This window comes from Bradyrhizobium sp. CSA207, from assembly GCF_029051685.1.
Taxonomy (GTDB): domain Bacteria; phylum Pseudomonadota; class Alphaproteobacteria; order Rhizobiales; family Xanthobacteraceae; genus Bradyrhizobium.
Map to the genome: position 1 here is coordinate 43,396 of NZ_JAACFT010000005.1, position 17,574 is coordinate 60,969.

At 63.6% G+C, this 17,574-nt stretch carries 18 protein-coding genes; 7 read left to right on the plus strand and 11 right to left on the minus strand.

All coding sequences use genetic code 11. The annotated features are described in order from the left end of the window. Positions 1-76: 76 nt before the first annotated feature. The 3 genes from GWG65_RS06505 to GWG65_RS06515 all read right to left on the minus strand — a co-directional run bounded on the left by GWG65_RS06505 (position 77) and on the right by GWG65_RS06515 (position 4,869). The gene (locus tag GWG65_RS06505) at positions 77-1,909 is read right to left on the minus strand and encodes a caspase family protein (RefSeq protein ID WP_275194582.1); all 1,833 of its coding nucleotides are present in this window, start codon (positions 1,907-1,909) and stop codon (positions 77-79) included. A 94-nt stretch (positions 1,910-2,003) separates the two neighbouring features. Further along, positions 2,004-3,854 (minus strand): caspase family protein, encoded by a 1,851-nt coding sequence (locus GWG65_RS06510; protein ID WP_275194583.1) that lies wholly within the window; start codon positions 3,852-3,854, stop codon positions 2,004-2,006. 304 nt (positions 3,855-4,158) lie between these two features. After that, positions 4,159-4,869, minus strand: coding sequence for a hypothetical protein (locus tag GWG65_RS06515; protein ID WP_275194584.1), 711 nt, complete (start codon positions 4,867-4,869; stop codon positions 4,159-4,161). Between the two features lie 222 nt (positions 4,870-5,091). Between GWG65_RS06515 and GWG65_RS06520 the strand changes: the two genes are divergently transcribed. The 3 genes from GWG65_RS06520 to GWG65_RS06530 all read left to right on the plus strand — a co-directional run bounded on the left by GWG65_RS06520 (position 5,092) and on the right by GWG65_RS06530 (position 7,311). Next, positions 5,092-5,421, plus strand: a complete 330-nt coding sequence (locus tag GWG65_RS06520) for a hypothetical protein (protein WP_247390871.1) — start codon at positions 5,092-5,094, stop codon at positions 5,419-5,421. Between the two features lie 167 nt (positions 5,422-5,588). Continuing rightward, positions 5,589-6,119, plus strand: a complete 531-nt coding sequence (locus GWG65_RS06525) for a gamma carbonic anhydrase family protein (protein ID WP_275194585.1) — start codon at positions 5,589-5,591, stop codon at positions 6,117-6,119. Between the two features lies 1 nt (position 6,120). After that, entirely contained in the window at positions 6,121-7,311 is a 1,191-nt protein-coding gene (locus tag GWG65_RS06530) for a PAS-domain containing protein (protein ID WP_275194586.1), read from the plus strand. Positions 7,312-7,338: 27 nt separating this feature from the next. Here GWG65_RS06530 and GWG65_RS06535 read toward each other — a convergent pair whose 3' ends face one another. Next, complete coding sequence (locus GWG65_RS06535; protein WP_247390869.1) at positions 7,339-7,503, minus strand: hypothetical protein; 165 nt, start codon at positions 7,501-7,503, stop codon at positions 7,339-7,341. 117 nt (positions 7,504-7,620) lie between these two features. On the opposite strand from GWG65_RS06535, the gene GWG65_RS06540 reads away from it, so the two are divergent. Continuing rightward, positions 7,621-7,959, plus strand: coding sequence for a hypothetical protein (locus tag GWG65_RS06540; RefSeq protein ID WP_275194587.1), 339 nt, complete (start codon positions 7,621-7,623; stop codon positions 7,957-7,959). A gap of 103 nt (positions 7,960-8,062) precedes the next feature. Next, positions 8,063-8,440 (plus strand): hypothetical protein, encoded by a 378-nt coding sequence (locus GWG65_RS06545; protein WP_275194588.1) that lies wholly within the window; start codon positions 8,063-8,065, stop codon positions 8,438-8,440. A gap of 192 nt (positions 8,441-8,632) precedes the next feature. Here GWG65_RS06545 and GWG65_RS06550 read toward each other — a convergent pair whose 3' ends face one another. The 7 genes from GWG65_RS06550 to GWG65_RS06580 form a co-directional block, all read right to left on the minus strand. Continuing rightward, on the minus strand, positions 8,633-9,121 hold the full coding sequence (locus GWG65_RS06550; RefSeq protein WP_275194589.1) for a hypothetical protein: 489 nt from the start codon (positions 9,119-9,121) through the stop codon (positions 8,633-8,635). A 297-nt stretch (positions 9,122-9,418) separates the two neighbouring features. Then, positions 9,419-9,610, minus strand: coding sequence for a hypothetical protein (locus GWG65_RS06555; RefSeq protein WP_275194590.1), 192 nt, complete (start codon positions 9,608-9,610; stop codon positions 9,419-9,421). A gap of 111 nt (positions 9,611-9,721) precedes the next feature. Next, positions 9,722-10,453, minus strand: a complete 732-nt coding sequence (locus GWG65_RS06560) for an aspartate/glutamate racemase family protein (protein WP_275194778.1) — start codon at positions 10,451-10,453, stop codon at positions 9,722-9,724. A 4-nt stretch (positions 10,454-10,457) separates the two neighbouring features. Further along, positions 10,458-11,336: an ABC transporter permease gene (locus tag GWG65_RS06565; protein WP_275194591.1), complete on the minus strand. Its 879-nt coding sequence runs from the start codon at positions 11,334-11,336 to the stop codon at positions 10,458-10,460. A gap of 3 nt (positions 11,337-11,339) precedes the next feature. After that, entirely contained in the window at positions 11,340-12,299 is a 960-nt protein-coding gene (locus tag GWG65_RS06570) for an ABC transporter permease (protein ID WP_275194779.1), read from the minus strand. Continuing rightward, positions 12,299-13,588: a PotD/PotF family extracellular solute-binding protein gene (locus tag GWG65_RS06575; protein WP_275194592.1), complete on the minus strand. Its 1,290-nt coding sequence runs from the start codon at positions 13,586-13,588 to the stop codon at positions 12,299-12,301. Before GWG65_RS06575 ends, GWG65_RS06570 begins: the two co-directional genes overlap by 1 nt. 42 nt (positions 13,589-13,630) lie before the next feature. After that, positions 13,631-14,617 (minus strand): ABC transporter ATP-binding protein, encoded by a 987-nt coding sequence (locus GWG65_RS06580; protein ID WP_275194593.1) that lies wholly within the window; start codon positions 14,615-14,617, stop codon positions 13,631-13,633. A gap of 253 nt (positions 14,618-14,870) precedes the next feature. Here GWG65_RS06580 and GWG65_RS06585 point away from each other — a divergent pair, with 253 nt between their 5' ends. Continuing rightward, positions 14,871-15,578: a GntR family transcriptional regulator gene (locus GWG65_RS06585; protein WP_275194594.1), complete on the plus strand. Its 708-nt coding sequence runs from the start codon at positions 14,871-14,873 to the stop codon at positions 15,576-15,578. Positions 15,579-15,990: 412 nt separating this feature from the next. Continuing rightward, complete coding sequence (locus GWG65_RS06590) at positions 15,991-17,538, plus strand: FAD-dependent oxidoreductase (RefSeq protein ID WP_275194595.1); 1,548 nt, start codon at positions 15,991-15,993, stop codon at positions 17,536-17,538. The last annotated feature ends 36 nt before the right edge of the window (positions 17,539-17,574 follow it).

Consider the following 17,574-nt stretch of genomic DNA (forward strand, 5'->3'; position numbering starts at 1 on the left):
CCCTTCAACAGTCGGTCGCCGCATTGGCGCCTTACGTATCTGGCCTGCAATGGAATGCTTGCGTCTCGGTCGCGGCTCAGTCGCACACTTCCGTTTGAGATCCTCCCATGTTTCCATTCTTCGGGTTAACAATGCGACAGCCTGACTTGACCGGCCGACAGCCTCCATTGTTGCAAAGAATTTGACCAGACGCCTGCGGCTTTGCGGGTACAGCTTCGATCTGCTTCCGATCTGCGTCCCGCTTCTTGGTATCCTCGCGGGTCGCGACCGGCTTCTTGTCCTGAACCTTTTCGCATTCATTGTCGTCATTGACGCGATAGCCGGTGCGGCAGGCGATCTTCACGCACGCGTCGCCATCGGCCTTGAAGCCGTGATCGCAGACCAGCGGACAGACCCGGCCCGGCTTGGCCTTGATGGCATCGAGCGCGTCGAAGCTCGCGAGCTTGGCGTCGAACTTCGTCCCGGCATATTTGTTGAACAGCGTCAGCGAGCGCTGCGACGACGCATTCCAGTCGCCATCGGCCGCGGTGACCAGACAGCCGACGCGGCGCAGCTCGGACTGAACCAGCTTCGCAGTCTCTTGCGCCGACAGACTCGACTGCGATGAGGTTGGTGTGACAGCCGCAACCTTCTGCGCGGTGTCGGTAACCTGCTGCTTCTCTGTAGTCCGCTGTTCGGCGATCTGCTTGGTGTCATTTGCCAGCCTGTCGGCAAGCGCCTTCTCGGCGGTCTGCTTGTCGGCCAGCGCCCTGGCCGCCGCGGCCTCGGCTTCCTTCCGGCGCTGCTCGGCGGCGGCCGCCTTGGCCTCCTCGATCTGCTTGGCTTTCTCCGCCGCGACACGAGCGTCCTCGGCTGTTTTGGCGGCGGCAGCCGCCTTTTCCTGCTCGGCCTTCTTGGCCCGGTCGATTGCCAGCCGGGCCTTCTCGTCCTCGGCTTGCCTGGCCTTTTCCGCAGCGGCAGCGCGGGTTTCTTCAGCGGCGATCTTGTTCAATTGCCCCTTGGCGAGATCGCTATAGAAGCCGCTGGGAAAGCGGTTGAGAAAGGCTGTCCATCCGTCGCGCGTACCAAGCTGGAGCGCCAGCTCGTAGTCGCGCCGGATTTCGCTGTCGGGGTTGGCCTGCGGCCCGGCCGCCACCGGCTTCGCTGCCACCAGCGAAACGTCATCGCCACCGAGCGAGCCGTACACATACGGCTCCTGCTTGTAGCCGGTGGTCTTGAGCACATCGTCGCGCACGAAGCCGAACGCCTTGCGCAGATCGAGGCCCGGCATCGGCAGACGTTCGACCAGAGCCGTGGCAAACGGGCTGTTCTTCGCGTCGCCATCCGAGGCCGTCGAGCCCGCCTTCGCCGCGAAGGCAATCATGGTGTTCGGGCTGGTCGGCTCGACCTTGGCAAGGCCGCGGCCGATGGCACGGGCGGCAATCGTCCGCTTCATGGTCTTGGCAAAGGGATTGTCGCGACAGGCGTCCAGAATGACGAGCCGGAGCTGCTTGGCGGGTTCGACGGCGAACAGGGCCCGGTCCAGCGGCAGCGTTTCGTCGAGGACGTCGCTGTCGGTCTCGAGCGTCGCGTCGGTGGGGATCAGGTAATTGGTCCCGTCGAGCTCAATGCCGTGACCGGCATAGTAGACCACCGCAACGTCGGCCTCGCGGGCCTTGCCGCCAAACTCGCGCAGCGCCTTGCGCATCTCGGCCACGTTCAGGTCGAGCTTGACGTCGACCGTATCGAAGCCGGCCTTTCTGAACATGCCGCCGACCAGTGCGGCATCGTTCGCGGGGTTCGCCAGCCTTGCCACGTTCTTGTAGGCCGAGTTGCCCATGACGAGCGCGACGCGCTTCTCGGCGTGCGCGGAGCCGCAACCTAACCAGACTGCAAATATCAATAAGGCAATTGGCCGAAGCGCGCTCATTTCAGCCTCAAATCAGAATACGACGAGAGTATTCGGAGAGTTCTGCCACCAACACGATTCATGTACAGGTTTCCTCCTCGCCTGGCGCTCGTCGTCAGTTGCAGACTTCGCTGTTCACAAGAGTGCTGCTGTACCAACGTGTTTGTGCAACGCGACAGCCGGGTCGGACGGGACGACAGCCCGCACCGTTGCAAACCATTTGCCCAGACGCGGAGGGCTTCGCTGGTGCCGCTTCGGTTTGCTTCCGCTCCGCGTCTCGCTTTTTAGTGTCTTCGCGGGTCGCAACCGGCTTCTTGTCCTGCACCTTTTCGCATTCATTGTCGTCATTGATGCGATAGCCGGCGCGGCATGTGATCTTGACGCAAGCATCGCCGTCGGCCTTGAAGCCGTGATCGCACACCAGCGGGCAGACCCGGCCCGGCTTGGCCTTGATGGCGTCGAGCGCGTCGAAGCTCGCCAGCTTGGCGTCGAACTTCGTCCCGGCATATTTGTTGAACACCGTCAGCGAGCGTTGCGATGACGCATTCCAGTCACCATCGGCCGCGGCGCCTAGACAGCCGACGCGGCGCAGCTCGGATTGAACCAGCTTCGCCGTCTCTGCGGGGGACAAGGTTGGCTGTGATGAGGTCGGGGCAATGGCTGCAACTTTCTGCTCACTATCACCCAGCGCCTTCTTTTCTGCCGCCTGCTTCTCTGCGATCTGCTTGGCTTGCAATTCGGCGGCAGCCCTGTCGCTCGCGGTCTTGTCGGCGAGCGCCTTCTCGGCGGCCTGCCTGTCGGCCAGCGCCTTGGCCGCTGCGGCCTCGGCGTCCTTCCGACGCTGCTCGGCGGCGGCCGCCTTGGCCTCCTCGATCTGCTTGATCTTCTCCGCCGCTGCCTTGGCGTTCTCAGCGGCCTTAGCGGCCGCAGCGGCTTTCTCCTGCTCGGCCTTCTTGGTGCGGTCGAGTGCCAGCCGGGCCTTCTCGTCCTCGGCTTGCCTGGCCTTGTCCGCAGCGGCAGCGCGGGTTTCTTCAGCGGCGATCTTGTTCAACTGGCCTTTAGCGAGGTCGGCATAGAAACCGCTGGGAAAGCGGTTCAGGAAGGCCGCCCATCCTTCATGCGTGCCAAGCTGGAGCGCCAGCTCATAGTCGCGCCGGATTTCGCTGTCGGGGTTGGCCTGCGGCCCGGCCGCCACCGGCTTCGCTGCCACCAGCGAAACGTCATCGCCACCGAGCGAGCCGTACACATACGGCTCCTGCTTGTAGCCGGTGGTCTTGAGCACATCGTCGCGCACGAAGCCGAACGCCTTGCGCAGATCGAGGCCCGGCATCGGCAGACGTTCGACGAGAGCCGTGGCGAACGGGCTGTTCTTCGCGTCGCCGTCCGAGGCGGTCGAGCCCGCTTTCGCCGCGAAGGCAATCATGGTGTTCGGGCTGGTCGGCTCGACCTTGGCAAGGCCGCGGCCGATGGCGCGGGCGGCAACCGTGCGCTTCATGGTCTTGGCGAACGGATTGTCGCGACAGGCGTCCAGGATGACGAGGCGCAGTTGCTTGGCCGGCTCGATCGCAAACAGCACTCTGTCGAGTGGGAATGCCTCATCGAGAACATCGGTATCGGTCTCCAAGGCGGCATCGGTAGGGATCAGATAGTTGGTGCCGTCAAGCTCGATGCCATGGCCGGCGTAGTAGATGACCGCGACATCTGCCTCGCGAGCCTTGCCGCCAAATTCGCGCAGCGCCTTGCGCATGTCGACCACGTTCAGGTCGAGCTTCACGTCGACCGTATCGAAGCCGGCCTTCCTGAACATGCCGCCGACCAGCGCGGCATCGTTCGCGGGGTTCGCCAGCCTCGCCACGTTCTTGTAGGCCGAGTTGCCCATGACGAGCGCGACGCGCTTCTCGGCCAGCGCAGAGCTGGTCCCGAGCCAAGTCGCAAGAATCAATAAAACAAACAGCCGAAGCCGCATTCCAGCCCCCGAATGCAATAGCGTCAGAGTATTCGCAGAATGGCCAAAATGCTATCCGGCGATCAGTGATATCAGTCACACATCCGCGGGGCCATCCCAGAAACTACGGGTGGAAGATGCATGACCGCACCATTCAAACCAATCTTCCCATGATGCCATTATGCCCCTGTTTTGCCCGACGGATCAACGGCTATTCGAAAAATACGAAAATGCTCGATGCTGCCGATGCTTGGCTACTGTGCATGGGGTTGTTTTCGAGTTTTTATTTTTGGAGGCTCCAGCCGATCCCGCGGCGGGGCCGCGCTCAGCCCCTCGGCCCGCGCAACTGCAGCGCCAGCCTGTCCATCGCTTCAGTCACCTCGCGCCATTGCGACAACCACTTCCGCGGAAAGCGGAAGGTGAGGTCGGCGCCGCCGATGCGGCGTTCGGAAAGGCACATGCCCGGGGTGGCCGCATCGCGCGTGCAACGTGCGGTCAGTACCGGGCTTGCAGCCGAATAGAGGTCTTCGCCGGCATAGGGCGTATCGCTGCGAAACATTCGCATCGTCAGCCCGTCCTCGGGCATCGTCGCGGCCTGGTCGAGATAGCGCGGATAGATCGTGCCGACGCGCTGCTCCGGCGCCAGCGCATCGTGATGCGCTGCGATCGACAGGAAGATGCGGTCGATCGCTTGCAGCGTCGTATCCACGCTGTCGACGGTGACATGCTTCGGTGCCCCCGGCGACTCGAGCGAGGGATAAAGAAAGTCGAGGTCGATGCGTTCCTGCGGCCCCGAGTGCCGCTGGATCTTCATTCGGATCGCCGCCGCCGGCAGGTTGAACAGCGTGCCGCCGATGCTCACGGGCAGCTTGTCCGGAGCGTTGGCGCCGCCACCGGCACCCCAGGTCGGCCACAACAGATAGGCGACAAGCGCGATGGCAATCACCGCGCAACCGCCACTGAGCGCGATCGGGAGCAAATGAGCCCGGGTTCGCGTGCTGCGGGACGGAGGGGAAGTTGCCGAAAACAACGTCATGAAACTTGCGCGACTGAGCCGGAGGTCGGCCGGTGGCCGACGAATCAGCGCAAATATGCCACGCGGCGGCGGTTTCGCGGAGGGTTCCCGGCTGCTGGGAACGGGAGAGGGCCCTGCGCTGGCGGGGAGGCGGCGTTAACCTTCGCTTAAGGATAATGTAGCGTTAACCGGCACTATTTGTCACAGGAAGACGCCGGCGTTGCGTATGGGCGGACCGTTCCGATGACACCTGAAGCTTTCAACACTTTCTTCTCGATCTGCATCGGTTTCGCGCTCGCGGGCGCCCTCGTGAACGGATACCAGGCCTTGGCGCAGCGGCCCGCCGGTTTCGGGCTGTTGCAGGAGGGCGTGGCCCCCAAGACTTTTGCGGCAGTGCCGTTCCTGGTCTTCGCCGCCCCCTTCATCATCATGCGCAACACGCTGCGCGGGATGCGGGTGGAAAGCCGCCGCGTCGAGTTCGTGATGATGGCGACCGTCATCGCCGGCTTCTGGAGCATGATGAGCGGCACTTTCTTCCTGATGACGCTGCGCGCAGCCGGCGTTCTGACCTGACAGACGCGGAAGGCCCGGCAAGGCGGCCCTTTGCCTGATGCGGCGCGTTTCGCTATGCAGGTCCAAAGCGCGATCGTTGATCGCGCTTCTGCTCTTTGTGCGCATGATCTTTCCGGAAAACCGCTGCACACTTTTCCGGATCATGCGTTAGGTGACAGGAGACCCCCATGGCGATCTACGAGCTCGACGGGCAGGCGCCCGATCTTCCCGCCGACGGCAACTATTTCATCGCGGAGACCGCGACCGTGATCGGCCGCGTACGCCTGAAGCCGGGCGCGAGCGTCTGGTTCGGCGCGGTGCTGCGCGGCGACAATGAGTGGATCGAGATCGGCGAGGGCGCCAACGTGCAGGACGGCTCGACCTGTCACACCGATCTCGGCTTTCCGCTGGTCGTCGGCCAGAACTGCACCGTCGGCCACAACGTCATTCTGCACGGCTGCACCATCGAGGAGGGCGCGCTCGTCGGCATGGGCTCGATCGTGATGAACGGCGCCAGGATCGGCCGCAACAGCATCGTCGGCGCCGGCTCCGTCATCACGGAGGGCAAGGAATTTCCCGAGCGCTCGCTGATCATCGGCTCGCCCGCGCGCGTGGTCCGCACGCTTGACGACACCCAGGTGCAGAAGATGGGGAGCGCGGCAAGGTTCTATATCGCCAACGGGCCGCGCTTCAAGAAGGGCCTGAAGCGGATCGGGTGACATGCACGCCTCGGTGCACCCGGCACCTACAAGCGTTCCATACCGTAAGAATACCGAGACCCTCGAGCGAATTTACAGGCAGCGCGCCCGCGAGGCGGACGAGCTCGCCAACGAGAACCGCTACGCCGCGGCCTATCTGTTCGCGCTCGGCCTTACGGCGCTGCTGCTCGCGGCGCTGAACGTCGTTGTGATGCGCGGCTCGGTGGTCGGCGCGCTGTCCGAGATCACGCAGGCGACCGATCGGATCGCCGCCGGCGACGTCACGAGCGAAGTGCCGCATCTGTACCGTCATGACGAAATCGGCCGCCTCGCGCGCGCTGTGCAGAACTTCCGCGATGCCGTCGCGCGCATCTTCGAGCTCGAGGAGCTCGAGCTCGGCACCGCGCAGGCGCGCGACGCGGCCAGGACCGAACGGGACAAGTTCAACGACAAGTACCAGGCCAAGAAGTGGCAGCTCTCGGCTGCGATCAACAGCATGCCACAGGGCCTGATCATGCTCGACGGCAAGGCGGCCGTGGTCGCAATGAACGCCAACTACCGGCAGATCTACAACCTGCCCGAGACGATCCAGGCCGGATCGACGCTCGAGGATATCCTCCAGCATCGGGTCAAGAGCGGCCTGTTCAGCGGCGATGTCGCGAAATATGTCTCGGGTGTTCTCGACCGGATCGCCAGGCGCGAGCCGACGGCCTACGAGATCAGCTTGAATGACGGCCGCACCATCAAGATCTACGAGCGTCCGATGGACGGCGGCGGCTGGGTGTCTGTGCAGGAGGACGTCACCGAACAGCGTCAGCGTCAGCGCATCCTCGAGCGGATGGAGCGTTTCCTCGCCACCATCATCGAGAATGTGGCGGAAGGCATCATCGCCAAGGATGCGCGCAATCTGCGCTACGTCTTCGTCAACAAGGCCGCCGAGAAGATGATCGGCATGTCGAGCGGCGAGATCATCGGCAAGACCGCGCGGGAATTGTTCTCCCCGGAGACGGCCGAATTGATCGAGCGGCGCGACCGGCAACTTCTCGCGCAGAAGCAGCAGCTCGAACCGATCGTCGATGTCGTCGACAATCCCAAGCGGGGCCGACGCGTAATCTCCGCCCGCCGGGTCCAGATCGGCGGCGCCGGCGAGGAGTCCCACATGTTCGTGACCATGGTCGAGGATCGAACCGAGACGATGGTGGCGGCCGCATAGATCGGCTGCGCCATGGCAAGCGAAGCGTCAGCTTCGCTCGGACTTGCGCGCTTTAATCGCACCGGCGACCTTCTCGTGACCGGCGGCCCACAGCGCATGCTCGTCGCTGCCGTCCTGGTACGGATTGGCTTCGGCCGGAATGTTCTCGCTCGCGGCGCGTTCGCCCTCTGCAAAGGGATCGCGATCGGTCATCGTGATTTTGCCTTCCGCCTCTTTGCTCTCAAGCGGATGTGACGGGATTTGTTCCGGAACCGGTGTTTGCCGCGGCCGTTGACCGGTAAGGGAGACTTTGCCAAGGGAGAATTTGCGATGGCCGCATCGCATGCAACTGTTTCAATCAAGGCCTTGATCGTGATCTGCGGCATCGTCGCAATGCCGGTCGCATCGCTTGCCCAAGGCACCGGTAGCACAGGTAGCACAGGCAGCACTGGCAGCACTGGCGGCTCCGCCGGATTGAGCGGCGGCGTTGCCAATTCTCCGGCGCCGCCACCCGGCACCAACAGCCTCGGCACCGCGCAGTCGTCCGGCCCGAACGCGGCGCGCGGGACCACCACAGACGGCGGCGCGGGTGCGTCCGCCGATGCGACCGTGAGTGAAGAGAACAGGCTGCTCGACAAGAAGATGAAGAGCATCTGCCGCGGCTGCTGACGTTCGCGCGGAAGTGAGACAGGGTGGCTGTCAGGAACGCCCGGGTGACATTAGCTTGATCTTGCTTTGGAGCGTGGAGCGTGTCCACGCGGAGGATCGAGTGATGTTACGCAGGATGATCATGGCGGCACTGGCCGTGGCGGCGGTCGGGCTGTCGGCGCCGCAGGCGGCCCAGGCGCGAGGGTTTGGACATGGTGGTGGCTTCCACGGCGGCTGGGGCGGCGGCGGCTGGGGGCATGGCCATTGGCATGGCGGCGGCTTCTGGCCCGGCGTCGCGCTCGGCGCAGGTCTTGGTGCAGGTCTTGCCGGGGCGGGCTACTACGGCGGCTATGGTTATTACGGCTACGCCTCCCCCTACTACGGCGATCCCTACTATTATGGTACCGGCTACGATGGTGGTTATGGCGGCTGCTACGTCGTGCGCAAGCGCGTGATGACACCTTCGGGATGGCGAATCCGCCGCGTCGACGTCTGCGAGTGAGGCGGAAGCGCCGGCTGTACCAGCAAAAAACAAGGCCGTTGACGCAGTATACCGTCAACGACCTTGCCAGCCCCGGATATTGAAATCGGCTCACGCCATCCGGTGAACCCGAGCATCGCTCGGAATTATGCGGGTGAATGTGATCCAGTTCACAAGTCGAAAAATTAAACGCGACGCGGGTCAGCCGCGCGACTAGCTCTGCTTGCGCACACTCGCGTGGACGCGGTGGCGCGCCGGTTTCCTGCGGGTAACCGAGGGGGCCTCGGCCTCGGTGGCCCGGGCGCTGGCAAAGGATTGCCGCAGGCCATCGATGGACTCGTTCAGGGTTGCAACCTGCTCCGAGAGGCGCTTGGTGTCGGCCTGCTGCAATGCGAGCAGCCGCTTCATCGCCTGGAGCTGGTCCTGCACGACCTGGAGCTGATCGATCGATTCCTGCTGGGTCGCCTCCAGCCCCTTGGTTTTCTCGACGAGCTGCTCGGACGCCTGCGCGGTGCGGGCCTGAAGCTGCCGTGACGCCGCCACCCGATCGCTCTCCGGCGCGCTGCCGGTGTAGGCACGCCAGATCGCGATCGAGGTCACGCCGGCGATCAGGAGCAGGAGGACCGCGGCGGTCAGCGCGATAGGCTGGGCACCGAGACGGGCGAACGGATTGGAGGACGTATCCTCTGCGAGATCGATCATCGCTGACAAAGCCCAAATTGAAACTTGGAAAGTGGCGAAGACCGGCAATCCCCAAGGGCGGCCGGGACGTCTCGAAAACGTTACGTTTCGGCAAGGAATGGGACCAAAAAGAGGCCGATGGCCGAAAAAGCGTAGCCTGCCTCGTCCCGGCGACCGGAAATCCGGGGATTGGCGCCTGGTTCGCCAAAATCGCGCTCGTTCCGAATTCGGCATGTGCGCGAGCAGGGCTGCGCCACCGCGATCACACGTCGCGCAGCTTGGACCGTGATGTGACAGCCCCGGAATTCGCCGCGATAACTAGGGGCGAATGGCCTTCATCGTGGGCTGGATCGTGAGACGATAGGCGACAAGAGCGCTGCCGTCGAATGTCTCCAGCACCTCGCCACAAGCAGGACATCGATAATCGCCCTTCGTCCCCGGCTGTGTCGCCAACTCGAGCCGGCGGAAGCCTGCACCGCAGGCGGAACAGGTCACATCGTTCTTCTTCATGGAACCCCCGTAAAATCGGTGGGCGTTACTCATACCAACGGTTGGGGCGAAACTTGGGTTGCGCGGATCGAGGACCGAAAAACAATCTTGTTGCAGCCTGATCGGCGCGGCTCAGGGTTGGAACGGCGACAACAACCCGGCATAGGTCTTTGCCCTCGGCGCTGCGTAAGGGCCGAGGCGGGACGTCTTCAGCCCCAGCCGCACCAGTCCTTCCGCAAGCGTCACCGCGGCGGCGACGCCGTCGACCACGGGCAGGCCGTGCTTGTCTGCGAGTTCGGCGGCAAGATCAGCCATGCCGGCGCAGCCGAGTACGATGGCCTCTGCACGGTCGTCGCGGATTGCAGCGGTGATCTCCGCAGAGATATTGTCGAGCGCCTCGACATTGCGCTCCTCGAGCGCCAGCACCGGCACCTCGGCGGCACGCACACGGGCGCAGCGCTCGGCCAGGCCGTACTTCTTCAGATTGTGCTCGATCGGCACGATCGAGACACTGAGCGTCGTCACCACCGCAAAGCGCGCCGCGATCAGGCTCGCGATGTGGAAGGCGGCTTCGCCGATGCCGATCACCGGCGCCTTGGCGGCGGCGCGCGCCGCGTCGAGGCCGGTGTCGTCGAAGCAGGCGATGATGTGGGCGTCGGCGCCGTCTCGGTCGGCCTCGCGGATGCAGCCGAGCATGCCGGGAACCGCAAAGGCCTCATCGTAAAAGCCCTCGATCGTGACCGGGCCCATCGTCGGCTGGCGCGCATCGATCGCGGTGCCGGGCCGCGCGGTCGCGCGCGCCGCAGCGGCGATCTTTGCCGTCATCGTCACAGTGGTATTGGGGTTGACGACGTGAAGTCGCATCGGTTCAGACAAGTCCCTTGCCGGCGTCCGAGCCCTTGGCCGCCTGCCGCTTGTTCAGCATGTGGATGGTGCCGAGCGCCAGAGTGATTACCGCGAACGACACCGCCGAGATCACGGTACCCAGCGCATAGATGTCCGGGTTCGTCACGGTGGTGGTGAGGCCCTGGAGGTCGAGCGGCAATGTATTCACCGCTCCGATCGCCTGGCTGGAGCGCGCCAGTTCGTCCCACGACAGCGTGAAGCCGAACAGCCCGATGCCGATTACGGAAGGCAGGATGATCGGCAACACGACATGACGGAAGGCCTGCCACGGCGTCGCACCGAGATCGCGCGCGGCTTCCTCCAGGCGCGGATCGAAGCGGTTGAAGATCGCAAACATGATGAGCAAGCCGAATGGCAGCGTCCAGGTCAGATGTGCGCCGAGCCCTGAGGTCAGCAGGCCCATCGATGTCTCGAAGTTCTCGTTGAAATAGCCCTTGATCAGGTCGTCGATGATGCGAAATTCGAGCGAGATACCGAGCGAGGTGATGATCGAGGGAACGATGAGGCTCGCGATCGCCGAATAGAACAGGATGCTCTGCGCCTTGAATTTCCTGCGGAAAGCCATGCCGGCGGCGACCGACAGCACGACGGTGACGGCCATTACGACAAGGCCGAGCAGCAGCGAGCGGCGGAAGGCGGCTCCGAGATCGACGATGCCGGTGCCCTGGAACAGTTTTGACAGCCAGTAGGTCGACACTCCGTTCATCGGAAAGGTGAGGCCGCCCTGCGGTCCCTGGAACGACAGGATGTAGATTGCGATCATCGGCCCGTAGAGGAACAGCACATAGGCCGCGAAGAAGATCGCGAGAACATAGAAGCTGCGCGGGCGGCCCTCCGTCATCGTCTAGAGCTCCTTCCTGATGTCGACGATGCGCGACATCATGGTGATGATCAGGAAGGTGATCGCGAGCAGGATCACGGCATTTGCTGCGGCCGCCGGGAATTGCAGCGCGTTCACCCGCGTCTCGATGATCTTGCCGGCGGCGGCGATCTGCTGGCCGCCCATCACGCCGATGGTGATGAAATCGCCCATCACGATGGTGATGACGAAGATCGAGCCGATCACGATGCCGGGCTTGGCCAGCGGAATGACGACGTTGACCAGCGTCTGGGAGCCGCTCGCTCCGGCGTCATAGGCCGCCTCGATCAGCGCTTTGTCGATGCGCACCATCGAGTTGAAGATCGGCACCACCATGAAAAAGGTGAACAGGTGCACCAGCGCCAGCACCACGGAGAATTCGGAGAACAGCAGCCATTCCAGCGGTTGGTTGATCAGCCCGGTCTTGACCAGTCCGGAGTTCACCAGGCCGTTGCGTCCCAGCAGCGGGATCCAGGCGATCATGCGGATGACGTTGGAGGTCCAGAACGGGATCGTGCAGAGCAGCGACAGTCCCATCTGCCAGGTCTTGGACTTGACGTGAAAGGCGAGGAAGTAGGCGACCCAGAAGCCGACGAACAGCGTGATCGCCCAGACCAGGAAGCACAGCTTCAGCGTCATTACGTAAGTTCGCCCGATCGTGCAGAGATCTGGGAGCTGCGCGATGCATCCTTCGAACGTGTCGGTGTAGCCGCGGCCGGAGAAGGCCGGCAGCAACTGGTATTCGTTGTAATCCCAGAACGAGACGATGACGACGAAGACCAGCGGAATCAGGAAGAAGGCGAGAAACACCAGCATCATCGGCCCGGCCTGTAGCCAGGAGACGAAGGAAGGCGACAGGCGCGCCGGTTTGGTCCGGCGCGCCGTGCCCGATCCCCGGACGAGGTCCGGGGATGCCTGTTGCAGGATGTCCTCCGACGTATCCATCACGCGGCGATGAACTCGTTCCACTTGCGGACCATGTAGTCGTTCTCGTCCATCACGGCGTTCCAGCAGGCAACGCCGCCCATGCGGTCCTCGTAGGAGCCGCCGTCGCGCACCGCACCGGCCTTCTCCAACAGCGAGCCGTCGGGCGCCTTGATGTCCTTCTCGGCCGGCTTGCCTTCCATCCAGTAGGCCCATTCGTAGGGCTCCATATGCGCCTTCGCGGTGGAGAGCACGGCGGAGTAGTAGCCCTGGCGGTTGAGATAGGCGCCGGCATAGCCGGACAGGAACCAGTTGACGAATTCATAGGCCCATTCGAGCTTGGCGCCCGACACGCCCTTGGAGACGCAGAAGCCCGAGGCCCAGGAGCGGTAGCCTTCCTTGAGCGGCTGGAAGGTGCAGGCAATCCCCATCGAGCGCACCTTGGTCACCGCAGGCGACCACATCGACTGGATCACCGTTTCGCCCGAGGCCATCAGGTTGACGCTCTCATTGAAGTCCTTCCAGAACGCGCGGAACTGGCCGGCCTTCTTGGCCTCGGTCATCACCTTCATGGTGAGATCGATCTCTTCCTTGGTCATGTTGCCCTTGTCGGCATATTTGTACTTGCCGGTGGCTTCCACGACCATCGCGGCGTCCATGATGCCGATCGAAGGGATGTTGAGGATCGAGGCCTTGCCCTTGAATTCAGGGTTGAGCAGTTCAGCCCAGGAGCTGATCGGGCGCTTGATGATGTCGGGACGGATGCCGAGCGTGTCGGCGTTGTAGACGGTCGGGATCAGCGTAACGAATTCGGTCGCGGTCTTGGAGAAGGTCTTGGAGTCCTTGCCCTCGAGATAGAGCACCTTCCAGGGCGCGGTGCCCTGGTTGCCGATCTTCTTGCCGCCGGGCGTCTCGCCCTTGGTGAAGACCGGCGTGATGTTGCCGAATTCCTTGATCTTCTTGGCGTCGAGGGCAAGGATGTTGCCGGACGGCACCAGCTTCTTCAGCGAGAAATATTCGGTGTCCAGCACGTCGAAGGAGTTCGGCTGGGTCATCACGCGCTTGGTGACGTCGTCGGTGGTCGCGGTGATGTATTCGATCTTGATGCCGGTGTCCTTCAAGCACTGTTTCGAGATCTCGTCGCCTTCGTTCACGGCCGTGCCGAGATAGCGCAGCACTTTCGTCTCAGCCGACATCACATAGGGAAAGCCGGTGATGGCGCCGGAGCCGGCGGCAAGGCCGGCGAGACCCGCGGTGCTCTTGAGTAGCGTACGGCGGCTGACGCCGGTCTTCCCAGTGGTCTTGGTCATATCGATCACTCCTCTGTTGCACATTCTCAGAAACGGCGGGCGCTATTGCAGGCGCTGCGCCTTGGCAGGATCCCAGGTGGCCAGCACGCGATCGCCCGGACGGAACGGGTGGACGTCGAAGGCGGCCTCGGGAAGGTGGGAGAACAGGGCGGTGCCGTCGTCGAGCGTGAGCGAGACGGCAATATAGGAGCCCTGGTACTCGGTCTGGGTCAGCAGCGCCGGCGCGCCGTACACGCCTTCGACAAACGGCAAGATGCCGAGCTGATCGGCGCGCACGGCAATGAGCTGGCCGGCATCGCTGAGCACGTTGTGGCCGCCGATGAAACGCGCCACGAATTCGGTGCGGGGATGGTGAAAGATGTCGCGTGCCGAGCCCTGCTGCTCGATCTTGCCGTGGTTCATCACCACGATGTGGTCGGCGAGCGCCATCGCCTCTTCCTGGCCGTGGGTGACCTGGATGAAGCTGATGCCAAGCTCGCGCTGGAGCCGCTTCAGCTCGCCGCGCATCCTGACGCGCAGGAACGGATCGAGCGCGGACAGCGGCTCGTCGAGCAGGAGGATCTGCGGCTCGGTAATCAGCGCACGGGCGAGCGCGACGCGCTGCTGCTGGCCGCCGGAAAGCTGCGCCGGCAGCCGCGCGGCATAGGGGGTCATCGCCACCAGCTCGAGCAGCTCGCCGGCCTTCCGGTGTCGCGTCTTGCGATCGATGCCGCGCATCTTCAGTGCGAAGGCGACGTTGTCGATCACCGTGAGGTGCGGGAACAGCGCATAGGACTGGAACATCATCGCCGTGCCGCGTTCAGCCGGAGGCAGATCGGTGACGTTCTGTGGGCCGAGGATGATGTCGCCCTCGCTGACCGCCTCGTGGCCGGCGATCATGCGCAGGGTCGAGGTCTTGCCGCAGCCGGAGGGACCGAGCAGGCAGCAATAGGTACCGGCGGGGATTTTCAGGTTGACGTTGTCGACCGCCAGCGTCGTGTCGTAGCGCTTGGTGACGGCGACCAGTTCGAGGGTGGCGGGAGTGGCCATGGCGTGTCCGAGGCGAGGGCGATGCGTCGCCTCTCTCCGCAAGGTCCATGCCAATTGCCCATGGCCGGCCAAATTCTCAAACAGTGCAGCGGAGTCAGATCGTTAGATCGAATTCGGCGCAATTGAGCGGCTCGTCGCTTTCGCAGTTGCGTGCACACAAAACAGGCGAAGATTGTATAAAGTTTCGCCTGTGATTGGATACAGCTGGTCGATTACCATTTGCGGTGACCTTTGCCGATTGAGCCTCTCGTCCATGGCCGCCAAGACTCGACCGAAGCCCGACACGCCGGACGCGAGCGATCGCGTCAGCCGGATCCGGGAGGGCGTGACCGCCGCGATCCTCGAGCATCGCCTCCTGCCTGGCACGAAGCTCGGCGAGGACGAGATCGGCGAGATCTATGGCGCGAGCCGCACATTGGTGCGTACCGCGCTGCAGCAGCTCGTGCACGAAGGGATCGTCAGCATCGAAAAGAACCGCGGTGCCTTTGTGGCACGCCCCACACCCGCCGACGCGCGCGAAGTGTTCGAGGCGCGGCGGCTGATCGAGCCCACGATCGTCGATCGCGCCTGTGAAGCGGTTTCGCCGGCCTGGCTCGATCGCCTCCGCCACCATCTCGCAGAAGAGCGCGAGGCAGAATTGCGCGGCGACGCCCGCGCCTCGGTCCGGCTCTCCGGCGAGTTTCACCGCCTCGTCGCCGAGATGTCCGGCCACAGCATCTATCTCGGGTTCCTGAAAGAGCTGATCGCGCGCTCCTCGCTCATCATCCTGCTCTACCGCCGTCACGACACGCCGGCCTGCGGCACCGATCATCATGCCGGGATCGTCGCCGCGATCCGCAAGCGCGACAAGGCGGCCGCACGCGCGCAGATGCTGTCGCATCTGACCGAGATCGAGGCCGAGCTGTTCCTGAAAGATCCCGCCGCCGACGAGACGCGGCTTGCGGACGTGCTCGGCGCCTGACACGCGCGGCTCGCGAGCCGTCAGGAAACTCCGCGGCGGAGCTGAGATCTGCGTCAACCGCCAAGTTCGGTTTCGGCAGCGAACTGTCCGTCAGGTGTAATCTCGTATTCGCCGCCTCGCGCTATCAGCCATCCGGACCTGACCATCTCCCGCGCAAGTTGCACGGAGCAGATCGGGTGGTTTCCCCCAGGGTAATACAGCCTGTCATTTCGGACCAACAGGTGACCGTACAGCTGAGCCTGGCGCAGTGCCCTGCGCATCCCGGGCGATGGACTTTTCATATCCGTTCAAGCGCGAGCACGATGAAGGTTCCTAAAGGTCGCTGCGGCCCTCAATGACATCTCCTCAACAGGCGGGGTGAATAGGAACCCTGCAAGCTGCCGCATCGTTTGTTCTCTCTAGGAACAATGTCATGAACGTACGAGACGAGCACACCCGATCGCCCTGGATGGATGTTTTGGTCGCCGATGCTCCGGCGCTATCGAGCACGGTGGCCACAGACGTCGCGGTCATTGGCTCCGGAATTGCCGGGCTGTCGGTCGCCTATGAGCTCGCCAGTCGTGGACGTTCGGTCGTGGTGCTGGATCGCGGCCGCATTGGCAGCGGGATGACGGCGCGCACCACCGCGCATCTGGCGACGGCGCTCGACGACGGCTACGACGAACTGGTCAGGGTGCGCGGCTCTGATTGTGCGCGTCACTACTATCAGAGCGTTGCAGCCGCGATTGATCGCGCCGAGGCCATTCAGCGCGCCGAGCGCATCGATTGCAATTTTCGGCGGGTGGACGGTTACTGGGTACTTGCGCCCGAGACGCCCGCATCCGAGCTCGACGAGGAACTGAATTGCTGCCGCAAGCTCGAGATTCCCGTCGAAGTCCGCATCGAGCCGACCCCGTTCCATGCCGAAGGTCAGGTGCGTTCGTTGCGCTTTGCGCGCCAGGCCCGTCTGCATCCGACCAAATATCTCGCCGGTCTCGCGGGCGCGCTTCAGGACCGGGGAGCGCGGCTCTACGCCGACACCTGTGTCGAAGGCATCCGCCAGCAGCATGGCGACATGGTCGTGACGACCACCTCAGGCCACGAGGTGCGTGCGGCCGACGTGGTGGTCGCGACGAACTCGCCTGTCAACGTGCAGGTGGCGATCCATACCAAGCAAGCGCCTTACCGCACCTACGCGCTCGCCGCCAAGATCCCGGCCGGCGCGCTGGAGGATGCGCTCTATTGGGACACACTCGATCCCTATCACTATGTCCGGCTGCAGCCGCTCTCTGCCGGCGAGAATCTCGTGATCATCGGCGGAGAAGATCATAAATCTGGCGAGGCGGACGACGGCGCGCAGCGCCTTGCCGCGCTCGAACGCTGGGCGCGCGATCGTTTGCCGGACTTGCGCGAGGTTACTCATCGATGGTCAGGTCAGGTGCTGGAGCCCATCGATTTTGTCGGCTTCATTGGCCGCAGCCCCGGCGAGGAGCATCTCTTCATCGTTAGTGGTGATTCCGGGCAGGGCATCACCAATGGGCTTGTGGCCGGCATGTTGATTACGGATCTGATCACGACGGGCGCGAGCGCCTGGGAGGAGGTCTACGCCCCGTCACGGAAGATTCAGAAGCACATCGGTGAGTTCATCAGCGAGAACATCACTCCGCTGAAGAATCTTGCCGAATATCTTACAGCGAGCGAGATTGCGACCGTCGAACGGCTGCGGCCTGGAGAGGGGCGCCTTGTCCGCAGCGGCCTGAAAAAGATCGCCGCTTGCCGGGACCGGGGCGGAAATCTGCATTTGCATTCGGCAAGTTGCACTCATCTCGGTTGCGTTGTGCACTGGAATTCGCTGGAGCAATGCTGGGATTGCCCGTGTCACGGCTCGCAGTTCGCGCCGGATGGCACCGCACTGAATGGCCCTGCGGTGTCACCGCTCGGCGGCGCCGAAAAACCGGCCGATCTTGAAGCCGCAGAGTGACGCGCGCGCGACGCGGCCGCACGGTTGCTGGTCGAC

What these genes read in the sequence shown, in the direction of transcription:
- GWG65_RS06505 (WP_275194582.1), bottom strand. Translation starts at nt 1,909, where the DNA reads ATGAGCGCGCTTCGGCCAATTGCCTTATTGATATTTGCAGTCTGGTTA.
- GWG65_RS06510 (WP_275194583.1), bottom strand. Translation starts at nt 3,854, where the DNA reads ATGCGGCTTCGGCTGTTTGTTTTATTGATTCTTGCGACTTGGCTCGGG.
- GWG65_RS06515 (WP_275194584.1), bottom strand. Translation starts at nt 4,869, where the DNA reads ATGACGTTGTTTTCGGCAACTTCCCCTCCGTCCCGCAGCACGCGAACC.
- GWG65_RS06520 (WP_247390871.1), top strand. Translation starts at nt 5,092, where the DNA reads ATGACACCTGAAGCTTTCAACACTTTCTTCTCGATCTGCATCGGTTTC.
- GWG65_RS06525 (WP_275194585.1), top strand. Translation starts at nt 5,589, where the DNA reads ATGGCGATCTACGAGCTCGACGGGCAGGCGCCCGATCTTCCCGCCGAC.
- GWG65_RS06530 (WP_275194586.1), top strand. Translation starts at nt 6,121, where the DNA reads ATGCACGCCTCGGTGCACCCGGCACCTACAAGCGTTCCATACCGTAAG.
- GWG65_RS06535 (WP_247390869.1), bottom strand. Translation starts at nt 7,503, where the DNA reads ATGACCGATCGCGATCCCTTTGCAGAGGGCGAACGCGCCGCGAGCGAG.
- GWG65_RS06540 (WP_275194587.1), top strand. Translation starts at nt 7,621, where the DNA reads ATGGCCGCATCGCATGCAACTGTTTCAATCAAGGCCTTGATCGTGATC.
- GWG65_RS06545 (WP_275194588.1), top strand. Translation starts at nt 8,063, where the DNA reads ATGTTACGCAGGATGATCATGGCGGCACTGGCCGTGGCGGCGGTCGGG.
- GWG65_RS06550 (WP_275194589.1), bottom strand. Translation starts at nt 9,121, where the DNA reads ATGATCGATCTCGCAGAGGATACGTCCTCCAATCCGTTCGCCCGTCTC.
- GWG65_RS06555 (WP_275194590.1), bottom strand. Translation starts at nt 9,610, where the DNA reads ATGAAGAAGAACGATGTGACCTGTTCCGCCTGCGGTGCAGGCTTCCGC.
- GWG65_RS06560 (WP_275194778.1), bottom strand. Translation starts at nt 10,453, where the DNA reads ATGCGACTTCACGTCGTCAACCCCAATACCACTGTGACGATGACGGCA.
- GWG65_RS06565 (WP_275194591.1), bottom strand. Translation starts at nt 11,336, where the DNA reads ATGACGGAGGGCCGCCCGCGCAGCTTCTATGTTCTCGCGATCTTCTTC.
- GWG65_RS06570 (WP_275194779.1), bottom strand. Translation starts at nt 12,299, where the DNA reads ATGGATACGTCGGAGGACATCCTGCAACAGGCATCCCCGGACCTCGTC.
- GWG65_RS06575 (WP_275194592.1), bottom strand. Translation starts at nt 13,588, where the DNA reads ATGACCAAGACCACTGGGAAGACCGGCGTCAGCCGCCGTACGCTACTC.
- GWG65_RS06580 (WP_275194593.1), bottom strand. Translation starts at nt 14,617, where the DNA reads ATGGCCACTCCCGCCACCCTCGAACTGGTCGCCGTCACCAAGCGCTAC.
- GWG65_RS06585 (WP_275194594.1), top strand. Translation starts at nt 14,871, where the DNA reads ATGGCCGCCAAGACTCGACCGAAGCCCGACACGCCGGACGCGAGCGAT.
- GWG65_RS06590 (WP_275194595.1), top strand. Translation starts at nt 15,991, where the DNA reads ATGAACGTACGAGACGAGCACACCCGATCGCCCTGGATGGATGTTTTG.